Below are 16384 nucleotides of genomic sequence, written 5' to 3'. Positions count from 1 at the left end.
TCCGTATTTAGTAGGAATCTCCGTTATTCTAACAGATTAATAGATTCCCATCAGCGCGTAAAATATGGTAATAAAATATCAATATCGTAAAAATTGTTGTAACTTTTTGGCAAGAGATTTCGTTTATAATTCAAGCGTAATGCCTTTGATAGACAAGTAGATTGGGGCGTCACGGATGAAAAAAAGATGGGGAGACCGATACATGATGCGGTGGCTTCGAAAACCAGACAAATCGATAAGCGAGCCTGACGAACAATCTTCTCTCGAAACGGCCCCGGAGACTGTGGAGATTGCCGCAACCGAGGAGGCTCAGGCAGGTGGATCGCCTGCAGCACTTCAAGAGAAAGACGAGTACACCGGTCCAATTCTTTCGGTTAGGGATGTTCGACGGTCTTTCCCGGTAGGCGGCGGGGAAGTCGAGGTACTGAAAGGAATCAACATGGAAGTTCTTCCTGGGCAGCTCGCCATGCTGAAAGGCCGGTCGGGCTCAGGCAAAACAACGCTCCTGAATATGCTTGGCGGTTTGGATCAGCCGACGGCGGGAGAGATATTTTTCAGGGGACAGCCGCTGCATACGTTAAATGACGAGAAACGGACGCGGCTGCGGCGGGATCAGATCGGTTTTATTTTTCAAGCTTACGCTTTGCTGCCGCTGCTTTCCGCTTGGGAGAACGTGGAGCTTTCGCTTCGGATGGCCGGGGTTCCCCCTCAAGAGTGGAAACGGCGCGTCACCCACTGCCTGGAGCTCGTTGGACTTGGCAAACGAATGTATCACCGTCCGTTCGAGATGTCGGGGGGCGAACAGCAGCGGGTAGCCATTGCGAAAGCGATTGCTCACCGTCCGAAGCTGCTTTTGGCCGATGAACCGACCGCAAATCTCGATTCGCAAATGGGCGCTCAGGTGATGGCTGTATTCCGAAGTATCATACATAGCGAACAAGTGACCATATGCATGACGACACACGATCCTACAATCCTGGAGGTAGCAGACCATGTTTACGAAATGGTTGATGGAAAATTCACGCGGTAGCAGAAGGAGGCTGATTCGGTCGTTAGGGCTTATAGGCATATGCCTCGCTCTGATTGCGGAAACCGGATGCGCTCTGCTGCCCAATGAAGACGAAGAAGAGAATCTGCCGGTCATCAAGCCTCCGACAATTTCGAAAAAACCGGAGTATGACGTTCGTTCGGAAACGATAGAGCTTAGCGTCAGCGCGGTCGGCAAGCTGATGAGCGAGCGGGAGGAACCGCTGTATTTTACGCAGGAAGGACTTCACGTCAACAGCGTTCGCGTTAAAGCCGGAGATAAAGTGAAAAAAGGCGATGTCATCATGGATCTGGATGTGGAGGCTCTGCAAAAGGATCTGCGCAAGAAAAAGCTGGAGTTTCAAAAGCAGGAAATCCAAATGAAAGAGACGCTTCGTACGAAAGACGAAAAGGACCCGATCGAATTCGAGGAGGCTCAGATCGTTTTTGAAGAGCAGCGCCAGGATCTGCAGGATTTGGAGAAAACAATTGCGGACGGCACGCTGAAAGCGCCTTTTGCAGGTACGATCGTTTCGATCTCCGCGCAAAAAGGCGGTCTTATTGAGCCTTATAAAACGGTAGCTCTCATCTCGGACACTTCCCAACTGGTGGTAGCCGCTTCATTTGCCAAAGAGGATTTGGAGAAAGTCGCCGTTGGGATGAAGGCCAAGGTAGACATCAATGCGGCTGGGGCGTTCGACGGCAAGGTCAAGGTGATGCCGGTAAATACCGGTGATTCCGATAACGGCAATGGGGGAAATGGCGGCAGCGGCGGCAGCGGAAATCCGCCGGCGGCCGATACGCTGGATAAGTATGTGATCGTCGAACTCGACAAATGGCCGCAAGGCATGGAGCGGGGCAGACCGCTCAGCGTTTCCATCGTAACGCAGCGCAAGGAAAACGCCACCTTGATCCCGATTTCGGCACTGCGCTCAATCGGTTCACGGACTTATGTTCAGGTGGTCGAGCCGGACGGAACGAAACGGGAAGCGGATGTGGAGGTTGGCATGCAAACCTCGACCGACGTGGAAATCGTTAAGGGACTGACGCCGGGGCAGAAAGTAGTGGGTCGTTAATGGGAGTACCTCTACTGCGTTTATTGTTTCGCAAAATGTGGAACACCAAATGGCTGACGCTGAGCACTTTGCTTGGACTTATCGTAGCCGTCTCATTTACAGTCAGCATTCCGATGTATTCGGACGGATCCTTAAAGCGGGTCGTCTCCAGTTCCTTGGAGGCGGAGAGCGAAGGTCTTCCGGCCGGTTCGTTAATTATGAGCTACCAGGCCCCGGGAGGGACGAAAACCGATCTCGGCAGTTTGGAAGCGGTGAATCAATATATTGCTAATGATGTACCCAAGGAAATCGGATTTCCTTACGATGCCTATTTGAATACACGCTCGTTCCGGTCGACGGAAGTTTATCCCGAAGATCCGACCAAAGTGGACGCCAGCCGGACCAGAACGATGTCCCTAGTCTCCATGAGCGGGCTAAAGGATCATGTCTCGGTAACCGGCGGCCAGATGTATTCGGAGCAAGCCGGTGGGGATACAATTGAGGCTCTGATGCTCGAAGAAGCGATGTACCGGCAGGATTTGCACGTCGGCGACGTGATCGATTACCCGGTCAAAAGCGGGATCGACGTGACGCTGAAGGTCAAGATCGTCGGGACATTTGAGGCTGCAGACGATACGGATCCTTATTGGTACCAAGGCTTCGAAGGAATGATGAATTCGCTGTTCGTATCGGAGAAGGTTTTCAATGATCAATTGCTAAAGGGCTTAAACATCCCGCTGCACAATTCCAGCTGGTATTATGCCTTTGATTTGCGCGAAATCAAAACGAGCGAGCTCTCTCCGTTATCCGGCACTTTGGATCGGCTCAACGTCGATTTGTACCAAAAGCTGAAGGACACGAAAGTGGATGTTTCGTTCGGCAGCCTGCTGGATGATTTCCGCAAGCAAAGCCTGCAGATGCAGACTCTGCTGTTCACGCTGGCAGCGCCGATGATAGCCATGGTCTTTTATTTTATCGTCATGAACGCACGCCAGTCGCTGGATAAGCAGCAAAGCGACATCGCCGTTTTGCGCAGCCGCGGCGCATCGACAAGGCAGATCATCGCCATCTATCTGCTGGAGGGGCTGATTCTTGGAATTGTTTCGCTGATTATCGGCCCGCTGTTGGGTTGGTTTATGTCCAAAAGCATCGGTTCGGCTGACGGGTTTTTGACCTTTGTGAACCGCAAATCAATTCCTGTCGGATTTAATCTCGACGCCCTTGCGCTTGGCATCGGTGCCGTGGTGCTGGCGGTTTTGGCGACATTGCTGCCTGCGGTATCGTACGCCCGTTCCTCAATCGTGCATGCCAAGCAGAAGCAGGCGCGTTCGCATCGTCCCGTTTGGCAGCGCTGGTTCCTCGACGTGGTGCTGATCGGGATCGCAGGCTACGGATATTATTTGTTCAACGAACGCCAAATGCTGACGTTTCAAACGGGGATGACGACGGATGAACTGCAGGTGCAGCCGTTCCTGTTTTTCGTTCCGGCGCTCGCCATTTTTTCGATCGGATTGTTTTTCCTCCGGATTTTCCCTTGGCTGCTTAAGCTGATCGGGTGGCTCGGGAAAAAATGGCTTCCGGTTCCCTATTATTTGAGTTTAACCCAATTGTCCCGTTCCTCTTCGTCTTATTATCCGCTGATGATTTTGCTTGTGCTGACGCTGGGGCTTGGCGTTTATAACGCATCCGCGGCTCGGACGATAGACCTGAATTCCACGGAACGGACGCTGTATAAATACGGTACCGACGTCATTATGAAGACAGTATGGGAAGGTACTGCGGAGACGTCTCCTCCGGGTCAAGGAGGTTCCGGCCAAGGCCAAGGCCAAGGCGGTGCGCCGGGGCAACCCGGCCAGGGAGGAGGACCCGGTGCTCCAGGAGGGGGCGCTCCCGGAGCACCGGGCGGGGGAGGTCAACCCCAAACTCCGACCAAGGTAATTTATTCGGAGCCGCCGTTCGAAATATTCCAGCAACTGGACGGCGTGGAGCACGCCGCTCGCGTGCTGCAGACAAAGGGAAATATCATCGTCTCGGGACGTTCTGCCGGGCAAGGAAATATCATGGGGATCGACAATGTCGATTTTGCCCAGGTTGCCTGGTTCCGAAACGACTTGTTCCCGGTGCATCCATTTAACTACTTGAATTTTCTCGGCATGAACGAAAGCGCAGCTTTGGTGCCGACCAATTTGGCGGAAAAATACAAACTGAAGCTCGGCGATGTATTTTCGGTCGCGCTCGGCGATCAGACCGTAGAGTTTGCGGTGTACGGCATTATCCCTTATTGGCCCAGCCAATATCCGGATCAAACGCCGTTTGTGATCGCCAATCTGGACTACATTTATGATCAGGTTCCGCTTATTCCTTACGATGTTTGGCTTAAGATGAAGCCCGGGGCCAAGGTGGCGCCGCTGATCACCAAACTCGCCGATAAGGGGATCGAGCTGTATTCGGTTCAAGACGTTCGCAGTGAGCTCGCGATCCAAAGCAAACATCCGACGCGCGGCGGCGTGTTTGGAATCCTGAGCCTTGGCTTCCTGGTCTCGGTCATCGTGTCGCTGATCGGCTACGTGTTGTACTGGTTTTTCAATCTATCCGGTCGGGTTGTGCAGTTCGGGATCTTGCGGGCTATGGGCCTATCGCGCAGGCAACTGACGTTTATGCTGTTGACGGAGCAGCTGCTGACCGCAGGGCTATCGATCGTACTTGGAATTGTGATCGGTAAAATTACCGGCAAGCTGTATCTTCCGTTCCTGCAAACCGCGGATAATGTGACGACACAGGTGCCGCCGTTCCGGATCGTTTTCGACTCGCAGGATACGCTTCAGCTGTATATCGTCGTGCTGGTGATGCTGCTGCTCGGAGCGGGGCTGCTGCTCTGGCAAATCCGGCGCTTGCGGGTTCATCAGGCCGTGAAGATGGGAGAGGAGCGTTAAGATAAGATGATTCAATGCGAAGGGTTGGTTAAAATCTTCAAATCCGAGGACATCGAAGTCGTCGCGCTTCAAGGCCTTAATCTGTCGGTGGAGCAGGGCGAAATGATGGCGATTATCGGAAACAGCGGCAGCGGTAAATCGACACTGCTCAACATCCTGGGCGGCTTGGACCGCCCGTCGGCCGGCCAGGTTTCGGTCGGCGGCTGGGATCTCCTCAAGATCCGGGATGACCAACTGGTCGAGTATAAACGGAAAACCGTTGGATTCGTCTGGCAAAATAACGCCCGCAACCTGCTTCCTTATTTGTCGGCGCTCGAGAATGTGGAGATGCCGATGCTTTTGACGGGGAAGCTGGATCGTGCATACGCTAAGCAGCTTTTGGAATGGGTTGGTCTGAAGGACCGGATGCACAGCAAACTGCATCAGCTGTCCGGCGGGGAGCAGCAGCGCGTGGCCATCGCGATTTCCCTATCAAACCGGCCGAAGCTGCTGTTGGCCGACGAACCCACCGGTTCGGTGGATACGGCGACTTCCGATCAAATCATGCGGATCTTCCGTGAGGTAAACCGCGAGCTTGGCGTTACGATCGTTATCGTTACGCATGATTTGGCGCTCGCCGGCAAAGTGGACCGCGTTGTTGCCATCCGGGATGGACTAACGAGCACGGAGTTCGTAAAGCGGAATCCGAATCTCGATTTGGCATCGGCGGAATCCGGCTTTGGGGCCGGCGGACTTCAAGAGGTTCACGAAGAATTCGTTGTGGTTGACCGGGTCGGACGGCTGCAGGTACCGAAGGAGTATTTAGACGCTGTAGGTATCGGCGGCCGGGCAAGTATGGAATTTGACGGAGAGAAAATTGTGATTACCGCACCAAAATCATTGGAGGGGGAAAAGTAAATGAACATGAGGCATGGAAAATGGCGCAAGATCATGTCCGTTTCCTTGGCGGCAACGTTGACGCTGGGGCTGCTGGCAGGATGCAGCGGCGGCAAAGCGGCGGACAAAGAACAGGAGAAGGTGCTGCGGATCGGCGTTCTTTGGGGTTCTACAGACGACTCGTATTTCCGTCAGCAATTCACGGATGTTTATGAGTTTACACATCAAAACGTTAAGATTGAAGTGGTTCCGGCAATCGATCAATCCCAATACCGTTATAGCGATGGCTCGCAGCCTTATCAACAGCCGGACTACTTGGAAAGCATGAAGAAAATCATGACCGGCAGCAACCCGGTAGATATCGTAGTCACGGATACGAGCGTGCTGAACCAGCTGATTCAGGAAAATATGCTGAAGCAGCTTGATCCGATGATTCAAGAAGATAAATTCGATACTTCGGACTTCGTTCCGGCGGTCATCGACGGCATCAAAGATCTGGGCGAAGGCAGCTTGTACGCTTTGGCGCCTTCCTTCTCTTCTTCCGCCCTGTACTACAACAAAAAAATATTTACTGACGCCGGGGTTGAACCGCCAACCGATAAAATGACGTGGGACGAAATTTTTGACCTCGCCCGCCGCGTAACAAAAGGCGAAGGCAAGGACCGCGTTTACGGCTTTTCGTTCGGCCGTTATCAAGGAAGCGATCCTTATTATGATATGCAGGCTAACTATGTCAATACGCTGCAGTTAAAGACTTTTGACGATAAAGCTGAGACTATGACGGTGAATACGCCCCAATGGACCAAAGTATGGGAAACGATCAGTAAACTGGCCAAAGACAAAATTCTTCCGGACAACTCAAGCATGAATAATGGCGGCGCCATTAATTGGAATGCCATTAATAGCGATTTGTTCCTTTCCGGTAAAACGGCAATGACGATTGCCGAAAGCGGTTATGTCAACGAAATCGAGGACGCCAATACCAATGCCGCAAAAATCAAAGACTTCAAGCCAGTGGACTGGGATGTCGTGACGGTACCTGTCCATCCCGAAAAGCCGGAAATTGGCGGAAACATCTATTTGAGCAATACGTTCGCTATCAACAGTGCCGCTCCCAACCCGGATACGGCATGGGATTTCATCAAGTTTATCGACAGCGAGGAATGGGCGAAGCTGAAGTCGCGCAGCAATTCTTATGAAATGGTGTCCCGCAAATCCTATATTCAACCGAAGCAAGGTCTGGATTATAATATTCAAGCGTTCTATCTGCTTAAGCCGATCCCGCCGACCGATCCGAAAATGGATAAAATGATGGCGGATAAACCGGGCCTTTACAACATCACCAATAGCGGCAGAAACTTCTTCCAGGAAGTGGTGGACAACAAGAAAACGCCTGCCGAAGCGCTGAAGGAATGGTCGGATAAGGGAAATACCATGCTGCAGGAAATCAAAAACAATCCGAAAACCCAGTTCCAAGAAGATGGAACGCCGTTTGTTCCGAATGCTGAGGCAGCCGCCGGAGGCAAGGGCTGATACAAGGAAATATAAGGAAGGCCGCCGGAGATTTCCGGCGGCTTTTTTTGCCCGTTCTTGGGTATTCTATAGGTACCGTAGAAATCAAACAATTTTGCGAAAGGAAGGGCAACAAGAGATGCGCTGGGTATACTTCAATAAATTATACAGAACCAAATTTCAAGCCGGATGCTTAGCCAAAAGATTGGAGCATGACGGGTGGATCTACGGGTTCGACGATATGCGCCAAATCGAAATTTTCCGCTCTCGCAAAGGGAAATACGGCGTTCGCTTTATCATCTGAACCAAGGCAGTTACCGCTTGACGAGCGCGGTGGAATTCGTGTATATTATTAACTGTCGCTATTTATTGACGCGGGGTGGAGCAGCCCGGTAGCTCGTCGGGCTCATAACCCGAAGGCCGCAGGTTCAAATCCTGCCCCCGCAATTCTTTGTAGTCGGGCCCTTAGCTCAGTTGGTTAGAGCGGTCGGCTCATAACCGATTGGTCGGGGGTTCGAGTCCCTCAGGGCCCATAGTGCGTGAACCCCTTGCCTAGCAAGGGGTTTTTGCTTTTTGATAGGGTGAGAGAGATGACGTGCGATAGCGAAGCTTGGCTGAATAAAAAAATCGACTCTCCTAATGGAGAGTCAATTTAATATTTCGCAATTTATATCCATCATCGGTTTTTAGATCATACAATTTCAGCTTGACTCCGTTTCCGTCGATATGTTGTCAAACTTGTAGGTTGCCAGGGAGGACTGAATCGGCGGGCGATTTACAAAATCAAACTAAAGAGTCCTATAACAAAAAACACGGAGCCTACTATTATACTGAAAACTCCGCGGACTTTGGCAAACTCGATATAGGTTTCGCTTGGTTCCGAATCGCCTTGCACTTTCCAGCCTTCATTGGCTTCCCATCTAAAGTCGGGCTTTTTAATGAGGAAAATCCCCAGAGCAATGAAGAGAGCGCCTATCAGAACGATAACAATGCGAAAGAACATGCAGACCACACTCCTTAAGCTCAGAAAAGCCTAAACATAAGAAAGAACACTACAATCAACACGATAATGCTGGCGATTCGATTCATCACAAGATAAGCCTCGCTGGGCTCGACGTCGCCTTTGACCATCCAGCCGTACCGCATGTACCAGCCTGCTTTTGGAAATACGGCATTAAGCAGCGCCAGGATAATAAACAAAAAGAGAAAAAATCCCATCACAATCACTCCTTAATTAGATTACGTGTGCTCCATCGATTTGTTTCGGAAATGGGGAGTGAAGTCGGAAAAAGGGACCGCGAGAGGCGGCCCCTTTATATTCTTCAAACTGATTTATTTGCTTCCGTCCGCGGACGGAGGAGCGGGATGCGCCTCCAAATACTGAACCGCATTGTAGGCTAATACGGCGGCTTCCGCACGGGTGATTTTATCCTGTGGCTGGAAGGAGTTGTCTTCATTCAGCTTGGCGATGCCAAGCACAAGCGCGCGCTGCACGGTTCCTTGATACAACACGTTAAGCTGGTCTTCGTCTTGGAATTTCACGGGAACGATATTGATCATCGGCAGGTTGCCGTGATGTTCCATAGCCAGTATCAGTTGATGCGTAAATTCTTCCTTAGTAAGCGGTTTGGCCGGGTCGAAATCGGCCGGAAGATCAAAACCGTTGCTTTGGGCTATGGCCAAGGCGTCGGCGTACCAAGCGTCGTTTTTCGCATTTTTGAAATAGTCGCTAGCTACCGGCTTATCGGTGGATGCTTCAGCGTTTAGGCTTAGTCCTAAAACGTTGATAATCAATTGGATGCCTTGGCTTTCGGTTAATGTTTCGTTGGGTAAAAATACGCGGTCATTCACGCCGCGAACGATACCCTTCGCCTGAAGCGCCGTAATACTGTCTTTAGCCGAAGATTGGGCAAGGTCCGTAAAAGTAGCGGTTGCAGCCGCGAAGCTTTGCGCTCCCAGCGATAAACTCAAGATAGCCGCCGCGGACAACACGGCCAGATTCCGTTTCAACATCATATCACCTCTTGTTTTTTTGTGAGCATCTACTAGACGGTGTGGCAGGTGGAAAAAGTTGCATTCATGCGCAATATTTTTTACTCCTACTGTTTTGCGGCAAGCCTTGCGTAATCCTAAAAGAACGTGATATAATCTTATTCGCTTAGTTTTTTGTGAAAGTATGCCGGGGTGGCGGAATAGGCAGACGCACAGGACTTAAAATCCTGCGGTTGGTGACAATCGTACCGGTTCGAGCCCGGTCCTCGGCATCACGCTGTTTTTCGCGGTCACATCAACGTCTAATGAGCGTTGAGATCGCGAAGGTTCTGTGTATCTATGCGGAGCGAAATCCTAACTCACAGGACCCGAAATCCAAGCGAAAATGATACGCTCATCTCCGTTTATTCAAATTCTAACGGAGAGGGCGTATTTTTTATGGTCAAAATTACGTCCGCATTATCGCGGATTATCCATTATGCGCCTATATGACACCTATGTATGTATACGTACTATTGCTCCAGCAAAACTTCAAACTTATCGATTAGATAGTATATCGAAAAGATAATGAATACGGAATAACCAATGATACGAGTGATCCGAGGAATACGGGGATTTTTATTAGAACGAATTTCCTTAATAACTTTATTGATGCACACCAACATACCAATAATAAAACAAGCAAATGCAAGCAAAGGATATCTTTCGAATAACCGCGAGGTTGAGGTTTGTAAGGGAATGCTAATCACTCCTTTATAGGTAGTATTTATATATTCGCTTACTTGTTTTCTTCTCCTTTATTTGGATTTTGGCTTACAAGTGCATTTGCTGCCTGACCCGGCACAATTCCCGGTCCTCGGCATCATGATAATAAAAAAGATCGCAGCGTCTCCTGAATTGGGAGTCCTGCGATCTTTTTTGTTTTTGCGCGTTCAACATGCCGCCGAAAATTCTATTTTTTCACCAAGTTGATGTGATTCAGCTGCGTTGGACTGTCGAAAATAAACTCCAGTTTATAGCTGCCGCGGTTATAAGTCCATTTGGTCTGTTTGGTGCTGCTGATCTTGCTTATGGAATTTGGCGCCAGCCAGCTTTTCTTAAGCATACTCATGGTCATGCCGCCGATATTGGTTTGACGTTCTACGTTGGTACCGAAATAACGAATTTCATTAAGTACGCCTTTTGATGAATAAGCCATTGCATATCCCGGGGTACCCATATCGGCGCCGTAAAGATCAAAACCGGAAACCGTTGTTCGTGGCTTCTCCGGCTCCCCCAGCTCCTTCAAAACGGTTGCGCGAGCCGTTTTGCCGACAATAAACTTGCCAACCACGTTTGCTCCGGGAAAGTGTCCTTCAAGTGCGGGCTTATAAAAAGAATTAAGAGCAGCCAATGCTTGTTTTTGCTGTTCCGCAGTCACGCTGGAAGCGGCTGCCTGAGCTTTGGGCGCAGAGAGCAAGGGACTGGCGCCGCCAAACGCTCCGAAGACAGTCGCACCGGCAACCGAAAGAGTCAGCACGGTTTTCCAAAAGGCTTTTTTTGTCATTGTCATGTTGCGTACCTCCCTATGATGAATGAAAGCCGAACAACCGAATTCATAAGGCAAAGGGGCTTTCCGTACTCAAAATATATCTTCGACGAGCGCCTGTCAACTTTCAACAACACTTGTTGTGTAAAGGGGGGCTTAAAGAAATTCTTTTTTATGCGGATAGATTTTTAATAGGTCAATGGTATTAATTTCGCTGAAAAGGTTACGAAATTACTCCCAAATGTCGATATAAAACGCATAGGGCTGGAAAAAGATTTCCGGTAAAGTGACTACCAAAGGAGAGAAATGCATGATTGCTAACAGGAAAGTAACGGGATGGTTTCTCGTTGTGGCTCTGCTCCTAGCGGCACTGTTCCCGACAGGTGTCTTTGCGGCCGCAGGGGATATCAATTCTATCGCCATTGACGGAGAGAATACAACAGTTGATCTTGCAGTGGGCAAAACCAAGCAGCTAAAGGCATGGGCAACCGTTGAAGGTTCAACCAATAAAAAGGATGTGACCGCTGCTGTTAACTGGACCTGGACATCCTCGAACGGAGCTCAGCTTACGGTAAATCAAGGTCTGGTTACCGCTTCGAAAAGCGGTGAAGCTATTGTAAGGGCTATCGATAGTACTTCGGGTTCTACCTCCATAATCACAATCAATATCGTCGATACATACACCGATTTAAGTTTGGATTACAAGCTGGATGGGAAATACGTTCTCGATAGTACCAGCGATGATAATCTTACGGTAAAAGCAACGGCGAAAATCGACAGCAGCAATTCTAAAGATGTCACGACGGATGCGAAATGGAGCTCCTCCAATTCCAGCGTATTGACGATCGATAAAGGGAAAATCACGTTGGTTGGCACGGGGACGGCAACAGTGACGGCCGAATACTCGGGATTAAAGGCCACTTATACGGCAACGGTGACTTCTCCTTACTCCGGATTAAAGTTGTTTAAGGACGGGGCAAAACTGGGTGACGGCGAGGATCTTGAGCAGATTGTTGTGGATAAAGAGATCACGCTGCTTGCTAAAACCATCAATGCGAACGACCAGTCCGAGACGGATGTTTCAACCAAAGCTGCATGGTCAACTTCCGACAGTAGCGTGGCGACGGTCAAAGAGGGTAAAGTGACGATCCTTGCCCTTGGGAAAGCAACCATTACGGCGAGTTATTTAGGAAATACCGTCAGCGTAGATATTTACGTGAGAACGCCTTATGAAGCGATTATTCTTGCACCTTCGAAGGATCAGTCCTTGTTTATCGGAGAAACGCTGAAAGTCGATGCGACGATGAGAAGCGGGGCGGGCCAGTCTGTTCCAGCCATCTCTCCGGACTGGACTTCTTCCAATAAGATTATCGCGACGGTGGACAGCACTGGGACGATTACAGCTCGATCGGTAGGAACCACAACGGTTAAAGTGAGTTCGCAGGGGATAAGTAAAAGTATCAAGGTAACGGTTAATCCAACGATTATGAAATTAACGGCCGAGAAAACGGAACTTGATTTGTTTAAAGGGGACTCCGTCAGCTTGCCGAAAGTAACGGCCAAGAAAATCGACGACCAAGATGTCGATTTCAGTGACCAAATCGAGTGGACGTCCGATCATGAAGACATCGCAACCGTCAAAGACGGCAAAATCACAGCCAAGGAAAGCGACGGCAGCACCCCGCTGTCCTCGACAGTGACGATTACCGGCAAGCTCCCTGAGGTAACCGGTATCGGATCGGCTTCTGCGATTCGCAGTTCTTCGGACGGTGTAGTGACCATCACGGTAACAGTTAAAGAAAAAGTGCTTACTTTGATCGCCGAAAATGAAAAAATGAACATCGTGGTAGGTGAAGAAACTCCACTGCCTACGATCAACATTGTTTATATGAACGGAGAAGAATCCACTGACACGACCGGCGTGGTGTGGACTTTAAGCGGTACTAACGCCGTGATTAAGACAACCGCCGACGGTAAGAAAATCAAGGGCTTGACCAAAGGTTCGGCTACTTTAAAAGGTACTTATGCGAGCAAGACAATCAGCATTCCGGTGACGATTGAGCAGAAGATTACCAAAATCGTCGTCGATCCGACAACGCTTGAGCTTAACCTCAAAAAATCGAAGTCGATCAAAGCGACCGGCTTCTATACGGATGGAAAAACCGTAAGTTTAGCGAGCAAAATGAACTGGCAATCCTCCAATGAGGACGCCGCTACGGTTTCAGGCAGCAGCATTAAGGCGGTTGCCGAAGGAACGACCACGATCTCCGGGTCCTACCAAGGAGTAGCCGTGAGCATTAAAGTCAGCGTCGTGCCGAAGTTGACGAAGCTCACTGTGGATATGAGCAGAGTGCCAATGACTCCGGGCTCCGCCAAAACAGTCGTATTGACAGCCCAATATGATACAGGCAAAGTTACCGATGTTACCGGCAGCGCGGTATGGACCAGTTCCAAACCGGCTGTTGCCACAGTTGCGAGCGGCAAAATTCAAGCGATAGCCAAAGGGAGCTCAACGATTAAAGCCAGCTTTGGCGGTAAAACCGCTACGGTATATGTTACTGTAAAACCTTAATTAAGCACTTTTAGGGAGTCCGCCAAACCTTGGCGGACTCCCTTTTTTAGGTTGATTCCAAAATAAGGATTGCTTCAAGGCCGGGCTTTCACTATAATTGGAACAGGTGTTCTTGTGTTTCTTGTCCGAACTACAATCAGCTGAAAAGGAAAGGCATCTATGAGCAAGCGTAAAAAGGCTAAAAAACAAGGCATTACCGGGTTATCGGCATTATTGATTTTTCTGCTTTATCTGGGTTTCGTTTTCTACTCCCATTATGTTCCCGACGATTGGAAGAACACGCAGCCGAAGGCGGAAGAAAGTTCCGCGTCGACCCATGTGCAGGAAGCGTCCGGGAAGCAGCTGAGGGTCGTCTTTCTTGATGTGGGGCAAGGAGCGTCGCAGCTCATTATTAGCCCGAACGGAAAGACGATGCTGATCGATGCGGGGAACAACAGCAAGGAACAGACCATGCTCGGCTATTTGAATAAATACGGCATCAAGCGTCTTGATATCGTCATCGGAACACATCCGGATGCGGATCATATCGGTGGTCTGGATCGCGTGATCGATCATACCGATGTCGGTGAGGTTTACATGCCGAAAATTCAGTCCAATACGAAAACCTTCGAATCTCTGCTCCAGTCGATTGGGCGGAAGGGCCTTAAAGTAAAGACCGCCAAAGCGGGACTCCTTCTGAATTTTGACCCACAGGTTCAGGTGAAAATGCTCGCCCCCGTAAGTATGACGGAGGAAGGAACCAACAATATGAGCGCAGTGGTAAGAGTGACTTATGGCGGCACTTCATTTCTGCTGACCGGCGATGCGGAAACGGAAAGTGAAAATGAAATGATCGATTCCGGCGCAACCCTCCGTTCCGGCGTTTTGCTGGTTGGGCACCATGGATCCAAATCTTCCTCATCGCTGCGGTTTTTGAACCAGGTCAAACCGAAGTACGCCGTTATTCAAGTTGGAGAGAACACGTATGGTCACCCTACTCAAACGGTTTTGGATCGGCTTTCCAAGCTCGGAATTAAGGTGTACCGCAACGATCTGCAGGGAACGATCGAAATTGCCTCCGACGGCAAAGAATATCATATTTCAACGGAAAGGTAAGTGCCGCCGATGATTCATGTCATTGAAGGCTTTGAAGGGGATTACTGCATCGTTGAAAGTGATGGGAACGTTAAACCCGTTTTGCGAAAGCTGGTGGACTCCACAGTTAAGATCGGGGATGTTGTGGAGTGGAACGGCGAGAAATGGATGACGAACCATCGGGAAACGGAAGCTCGCCGCAAAGCGATCCGGTCGCTAATGGATGAAGTCTGGGAAGATGAATAATCGAACGCAAGGGAGGAATGAATTTCTATGCTGACCAAACCAGAAAAAGGAGAGTTCTCGGATCATTTTGCAGGTTATATCGGCGAGGTTGAGGAACGGGATATCCTTGCGCTGCTTAAGCTTCAGCCGGAGCGGGCGAACCGGGAACTCGGCGGCCTGGCGGAGGAACAGGGAGATTTTCGTTACGCCGAAGGAAAATGGAGCTTGAAAGAGGTGCTTGGGCACATCAGCGACACGGAGCGGGTCATGAGCTACCGTTTGCTGAGAGTGGCCAGAGGGGATACGACGCCGCTGCCGGGCTTCGAAGAGAATTTATTCGTTCAAAATGCCAATTTTGAAAAACAGACGCTATCCGAACTGCTTCATGATTTTATGCTTGTGCGGGAATCAACTTTGTCCCTGATACGCGGGTTGGACGACTCGGCTTGGGACCGGATCGGGACAGTTTCGGGCGGTCCTGCTACTGCTCGGGCCTTGGCGTATATCATTGCGGGACACGCTTATCATCATTTTGCGATTATTCGCGAGAGGTACCTGCAATCCTAAGAAACAACGTAAATGTAGCTAAAAAGCCGGCAAGCTTTACGGACGACGCATCCGCCCAAGCTTGCCGGCTTTTAAGTTATTCGTGCGCCACGATCAGTTCGAGTTCACCGCTGAGCTGGTATGGACCGAACTCGACAGGCAGGATGAAGTGATCACCTTTAGCCAGCGGATAGCTTTCATTTCCGGCGTTCAGTGTTCCTTGCCCGGCAAGCACGCTGAACAGTGTATACTTTGAATTGCCGGAAAGCGTAGCTACGCCAGCGACATTCCATTTTTGTACGGTAAAGAAGGAATTAGTCACAAAGGTGGTAACGGCCAGCCCGTCTTGGGTAAAACGGCTGTATGACTCAGGCTGATACCCTTGCGGTACCGTGATGACGTCGATCGCTTTTTCCAAATGAAGCTCGCGGCCGTTTCCGTTTTTATCCTTGCGGTCATAATCGTAAACGCGATAGGTCGTATCGGAGCTTTGCTGGGTTTCCAGCACGACGATGCCTTTGCCAAGCGCATGCAGCGTACCGCTTGGAACATAGAAGAAGTCGCCGGCTTTGACCGGCACTTTGGTCAGAAGCCCTTCCCAGTTGCCCGCTTCGATCATTTGCACCAGTTGCTTCTTGGTTTGGGCTTCGTGTCCGTAAATGATCGCAGATCCCGGTTCGGCGGCCACAATGTACCAGCATTCGGTTTTGCCAAGCTCTCCATGTTCATGTTCGGAAGCGTATGTGTCGTCGGGGTGCACCTGAACCGACAGATCGTCGGAAGCGTCAAGAAGTTTGGTCAGCAACGGAAACACGGGGGAATCCGAGTTGAACAGCTCCTTGTGCGAAGACCACAGCTCGCCAAGCTTCATGCCTTGGTATGGGCCGTTTTTGACGACGCTTTGTCCGTTGGGATGCGCGGAAATCGCCCAGCATTCCCCGGTAAGGTCATTGGGGATCTCATAGCCGAACAAGTCTCTCAACTTTGTTCCGCCCCAGATTCTTTCCTGAAAAATCGGCTGCAAAAAAATAGGTTCGTTCATCAT

General features: G+C 50.1%; 14 protein-coding genes and 3 tRNA genes. 12 read left to right on the top strand and 5 right to left on the bottom strand.

The genetic code is table 11. The annotated features are described in order from the left end of the window. The first annotated feature begins 202 nt into the window (after positions 1–202). The 7 genes from ACI48K_RS04750 to ACI48K_RS04720 all read left to right on the top strand — a co-directional run bounded on the left by ACI48K_RS04750 (position 203) and on the right by ACI48K_RS04720 (position 7935). Positions 203–1030: an ABC transporter ATP-binding protein gene (locus tag ACI48K_RS04750; protein WP_475026345.1), complete on the top strand. Its 828-nt coding sequence runs from the start codon at positions 203–205 to the stop codon at positions 1028–1030. Further along, on the top strand, positions 993–2102 hold the full coding sequence (locus tag ACI48K_RS04745; protein WP_475026344.1) for an efflux RND transporter periplasmic adaptor subunit: 1110 nt from the start codon (positions 993–995) through the stop codon (positions 2100–2102). Before ACI48K_RS04750 ends, ACI48K_RS04745 begins: the two co-directional genes overlap by 38 nt. Further along, a complete protein-coding gene (locus ACI48K_RS04740; RefSeq protein ID WP_475026343.1) occupies positions 2102–5014 on the top strand; it encodes an ABC transporter permease in 2913 nt (970 codons plus the stop codon). Before ACI48K_RS04745 ends, ACI48K_RS04740 begins: the two co-directional genes overlap by 1 nt. 6 nt (positions 5015–5020) lie before the next feature. After that, positions 5021–5911, top strand: coding sequence for an ABC transporter ATP-binding protein (locus tag ACI48K_RS04735; RefSeq protein WP_475026342.1), 891 nt, complete (start codon positions 5021–5023; stop codon positions 5909–5911). Positions 5912–5917: 6 nt separating this feature from the next. After that, complete coding sequence (locus ACI48K_RS04730; protein WP_475026376.1) at positions 5918–7423, top strand: ABC transporter substrate-binding protein; 1506 nt, start codon at positions 5918–5920, stop codon at positions 7421–7423. A 352-nt stretch (positions 7424–7775) separates the two neighbouring features. After that, positions 7776–7849, top strand: a tRNA-Met gene (locus ACI48K_RS04725). Positions 7850–7861: 12 nt separating this feature from the next. Beyond that, positions 7862–7935: transfer RNA gene (locus ACI48K_RS04720), tRNA-Ile, on the top strand. A gap of 242 nt (positions 7936–8177) precedes the next feature. Here the strand turns inward: ACI48K_RS04720 and ACI48K_RS04715 are convergent. The 3 genes from ACI48K_RS04715 to ACI48K_RS04705 form a co-directional block, all read right to left on the bottom strand. After that, positions 8178–8405: a DUF6199 family natural product biosynthesis protein gene (locus ACI48K_RS04715; protein WP_475026341.1), complete on the bottom strand. Its 228-nt coding sequence runs from the start codon at positions 8403–8405 to the stop codon at positions 8178–8180. Between the two features lie 20 nt (positions 8406–8425). Next, on the bottom strand, positions 8426–8620 hold the full coding sequence (locus tag ACI48K_RS04710; protein ID WP_475026340.1) for a DUF6199 family natural product biosynthesis protein: 195 nt from the start codon (positions 8618–8620) through the stop codon (positions 8426–8428). Positions 8621–8734: 114 nt separating this feature from the next. Further along, a complete protein-coding gene (locus tag ACI48K_RS04705) occupies positions 8735–9418 on the bottom strand; it encodes an S-layer homology domain-containing protein (RefSeq protein ID WP_475026339.1) in 684 nt (227 codons plus the stop codon). Between the two features lie 162 nt (positions 9419–9580). Between ACI48K_RS04705 and ACI48K_RS04700 the strand changes: the two genes are divergently transcribed. Beyond that, positions 9581–9666, top strand: a tRNA-Leu gene (locus ACI48K_RS04700). 680 nt (positions 9667–10346) lie between these two features. Here the strand turns inward: ACI48K_RS04700 and ACI48K_RS04695 are convergent. After that, entirely contained in the window at positions 10347–10946 is a 600-nt protein-coding gene (locus tag ACI48K_RS04695; RefSeq protein ID WP_475026338.1) for a YjgB family protein, read from the bottom strand. 286 nt (positions 10947–11232) lie between these two features. Here ACI48K_RS04695 and ACI48K_RS04690 point away from each other — a divergent pair, with 286 nt between their 5' ends. From ACI48K_RS04690 to ACI48K_RS04675, 4 genes are all read left to right on the top strand, one after another. After that, the gene (locus ACI48K_RS04690; protein WP_475026337.1) at positions 11233–13494 is read left to right on the top strand and encodes an Ig-like domain-containing protein; all 2262 of its coding nucleotides are present in this window, start codon (positions 11233–11235) and stop codon (positions 13492–13494) included. 159 nt (positions 13495–13653) lie between these two features. Further along, positions 13654–14589, top strand: a complete 936-nt coding sequence (locus ACI48K_RS04685; RefSeq protein WP_475026336.1) for a ComEC/Rec2 family competence protein — start codon at positions 13654–13656, stop codon at positions 14587–14589. A 9-nt stretch (positions 14590–14598) separates the two neighbouring features. Continuing rightward, positions 14599–14814 carry a DUF3006 domain-containing protein gene (locus tag ACI48K_RS04680; RefSeq protein ID WP_475026335.1) on the top strand — a complete coding sequence of 72 codons (216 nt, stop codon included), beginning with the start codon at positions 14599–14601 and terminating at the stop codon, positions 14812–14814. Positions 14815–14841: 27 nt separating this feature from the next. Next, the gene (locus ACI48K_RS04675; protein WP_475026333.1) at positions 14842–15360 is read left to right on the top strand and encodes a DinB family protein; all 519 of its coding nucleotides are present in this window, start codon (positions 14842–14844) and stop codon (positions 15358–15360) included. A gap of 76 nt (positions 15361–15436) precedes the next feature. Here ACI48K_RS04675 and manA read toward each other — a convergent pair whose 3' ends face one another. Beyond that, positions 15437–16381: a mannose-6-phosphate isomerase, class I gene (gene manA, locus ACI48K_RS04670; RefSeq protein ID WP_475026375.1), complete on the bottom strand. Its 945-nt coding sequence runs from the start codon at positions 16379–16381 to the stop codon at positions 15437–15439. Positions 16382–16384: the final 3 nt, after the last annotated feature.

The organism is Paenibacillus terrisolis, from assembly GCF_056171975.1.
This window is presented reverse-complemented; position numbering and strand designations above follow the sequence as displayed.

Coding starts and splice junctions, on each gene's coding strand:
- ACI48K_RS04750 (WP_475026345.1), top strand. CDS start 203: ATGATGCGGTGGCTTCGAAAACCAGACAAATCGATAAGCGAGCCTGAC.
- ACI48K_RS04745 (WP_475026344.1), top strand. CDS start 993: ATGTTTACGAAATGGTTGATGGAAAATTCACGCGGTAGCAGAAGGAGG.
- ACI48K_RS04740 (WP_475026343.1), top strand. CDS start 2,102: ATGGGAGTACCTCTACTGCGTTTATTGTTTCGCAAAATGTGGAACACC.
- ACI48K_RS04735 (WP_475026342.1), top strand. CDS start 5,021: ATGATTCAATGCGAAGGGTTGGTTAAAATCTTCAAATCCGAGGACATC.
- ACI48K_RS04730 (WP_475026376.1), top strand. CDS start 5,918: ATGAGGCATGGAAAATGGCGCAAGATCATGTCCGTTTCCTTGGCGGCA.
- ACI48K_RS04715 (WP_475026341.1), bottom strand. CDS start 8,405: ATGTTCTTTCGCATTGTTATCGTTCTGATAGGCGCTCTCTTCATTGCT.
- ACI48K_RS04710 (WP_475026340.1), bottom strand. CDS start 8,620: ATGGGATTTTTTCTCTTTTTGTTTATTATCCTGGCGCTGCTTAATGCC.
- ACI48K_RS04705 (WP_475026339.1), bottom strand. CDS start 9,418: ATGATGTTGAAACGGAATCTGGCCGTGTTGTCCGCGGCGGCTATCTTG.
- ACI48K_RS04695 (WP_475026338.1), bottom strand. CDS start 10,946: ATGACAATGACAAAAAAAGCCTTTTGGAAAACCGTGCTGACTCTTTCG.
- ACI48K_RS04690 (WP_475026337.1), top strand. CDS start 11,233: ATGATTGCTAACAGGAAAGTAACGGGATGGTTTCTCGTTGTGGCTCTG.
- ACI48K_RS04685 (WP_475026336.1), top strand. CDS start 13,654: ATGAGCAAGCGTAAAAAGGCTAAAAAACAAGGCATTACCGGGTTATCG.
- ACI48K_RS04680 (WP_475026335.1), top strand. CDS start 14,599: ATGATTCATGTCATTGAAGGCTTTGAAGGGGATTACTGCATCGTTGAA.
- ACI48K_RS04675 (WP_475026333.1), top strand. CDS start 14,842: ATGCTGACCAAACCAGAAAAAGGAGAGTTCTCGGATCATTTTGCAGGT.
- manA (WP_475026375.1), bottom strand. CDS start 16,381: ATGAACGAACCTATTTTTTTGCAGCCGATTTTTCAGGAAAGAATCTGG.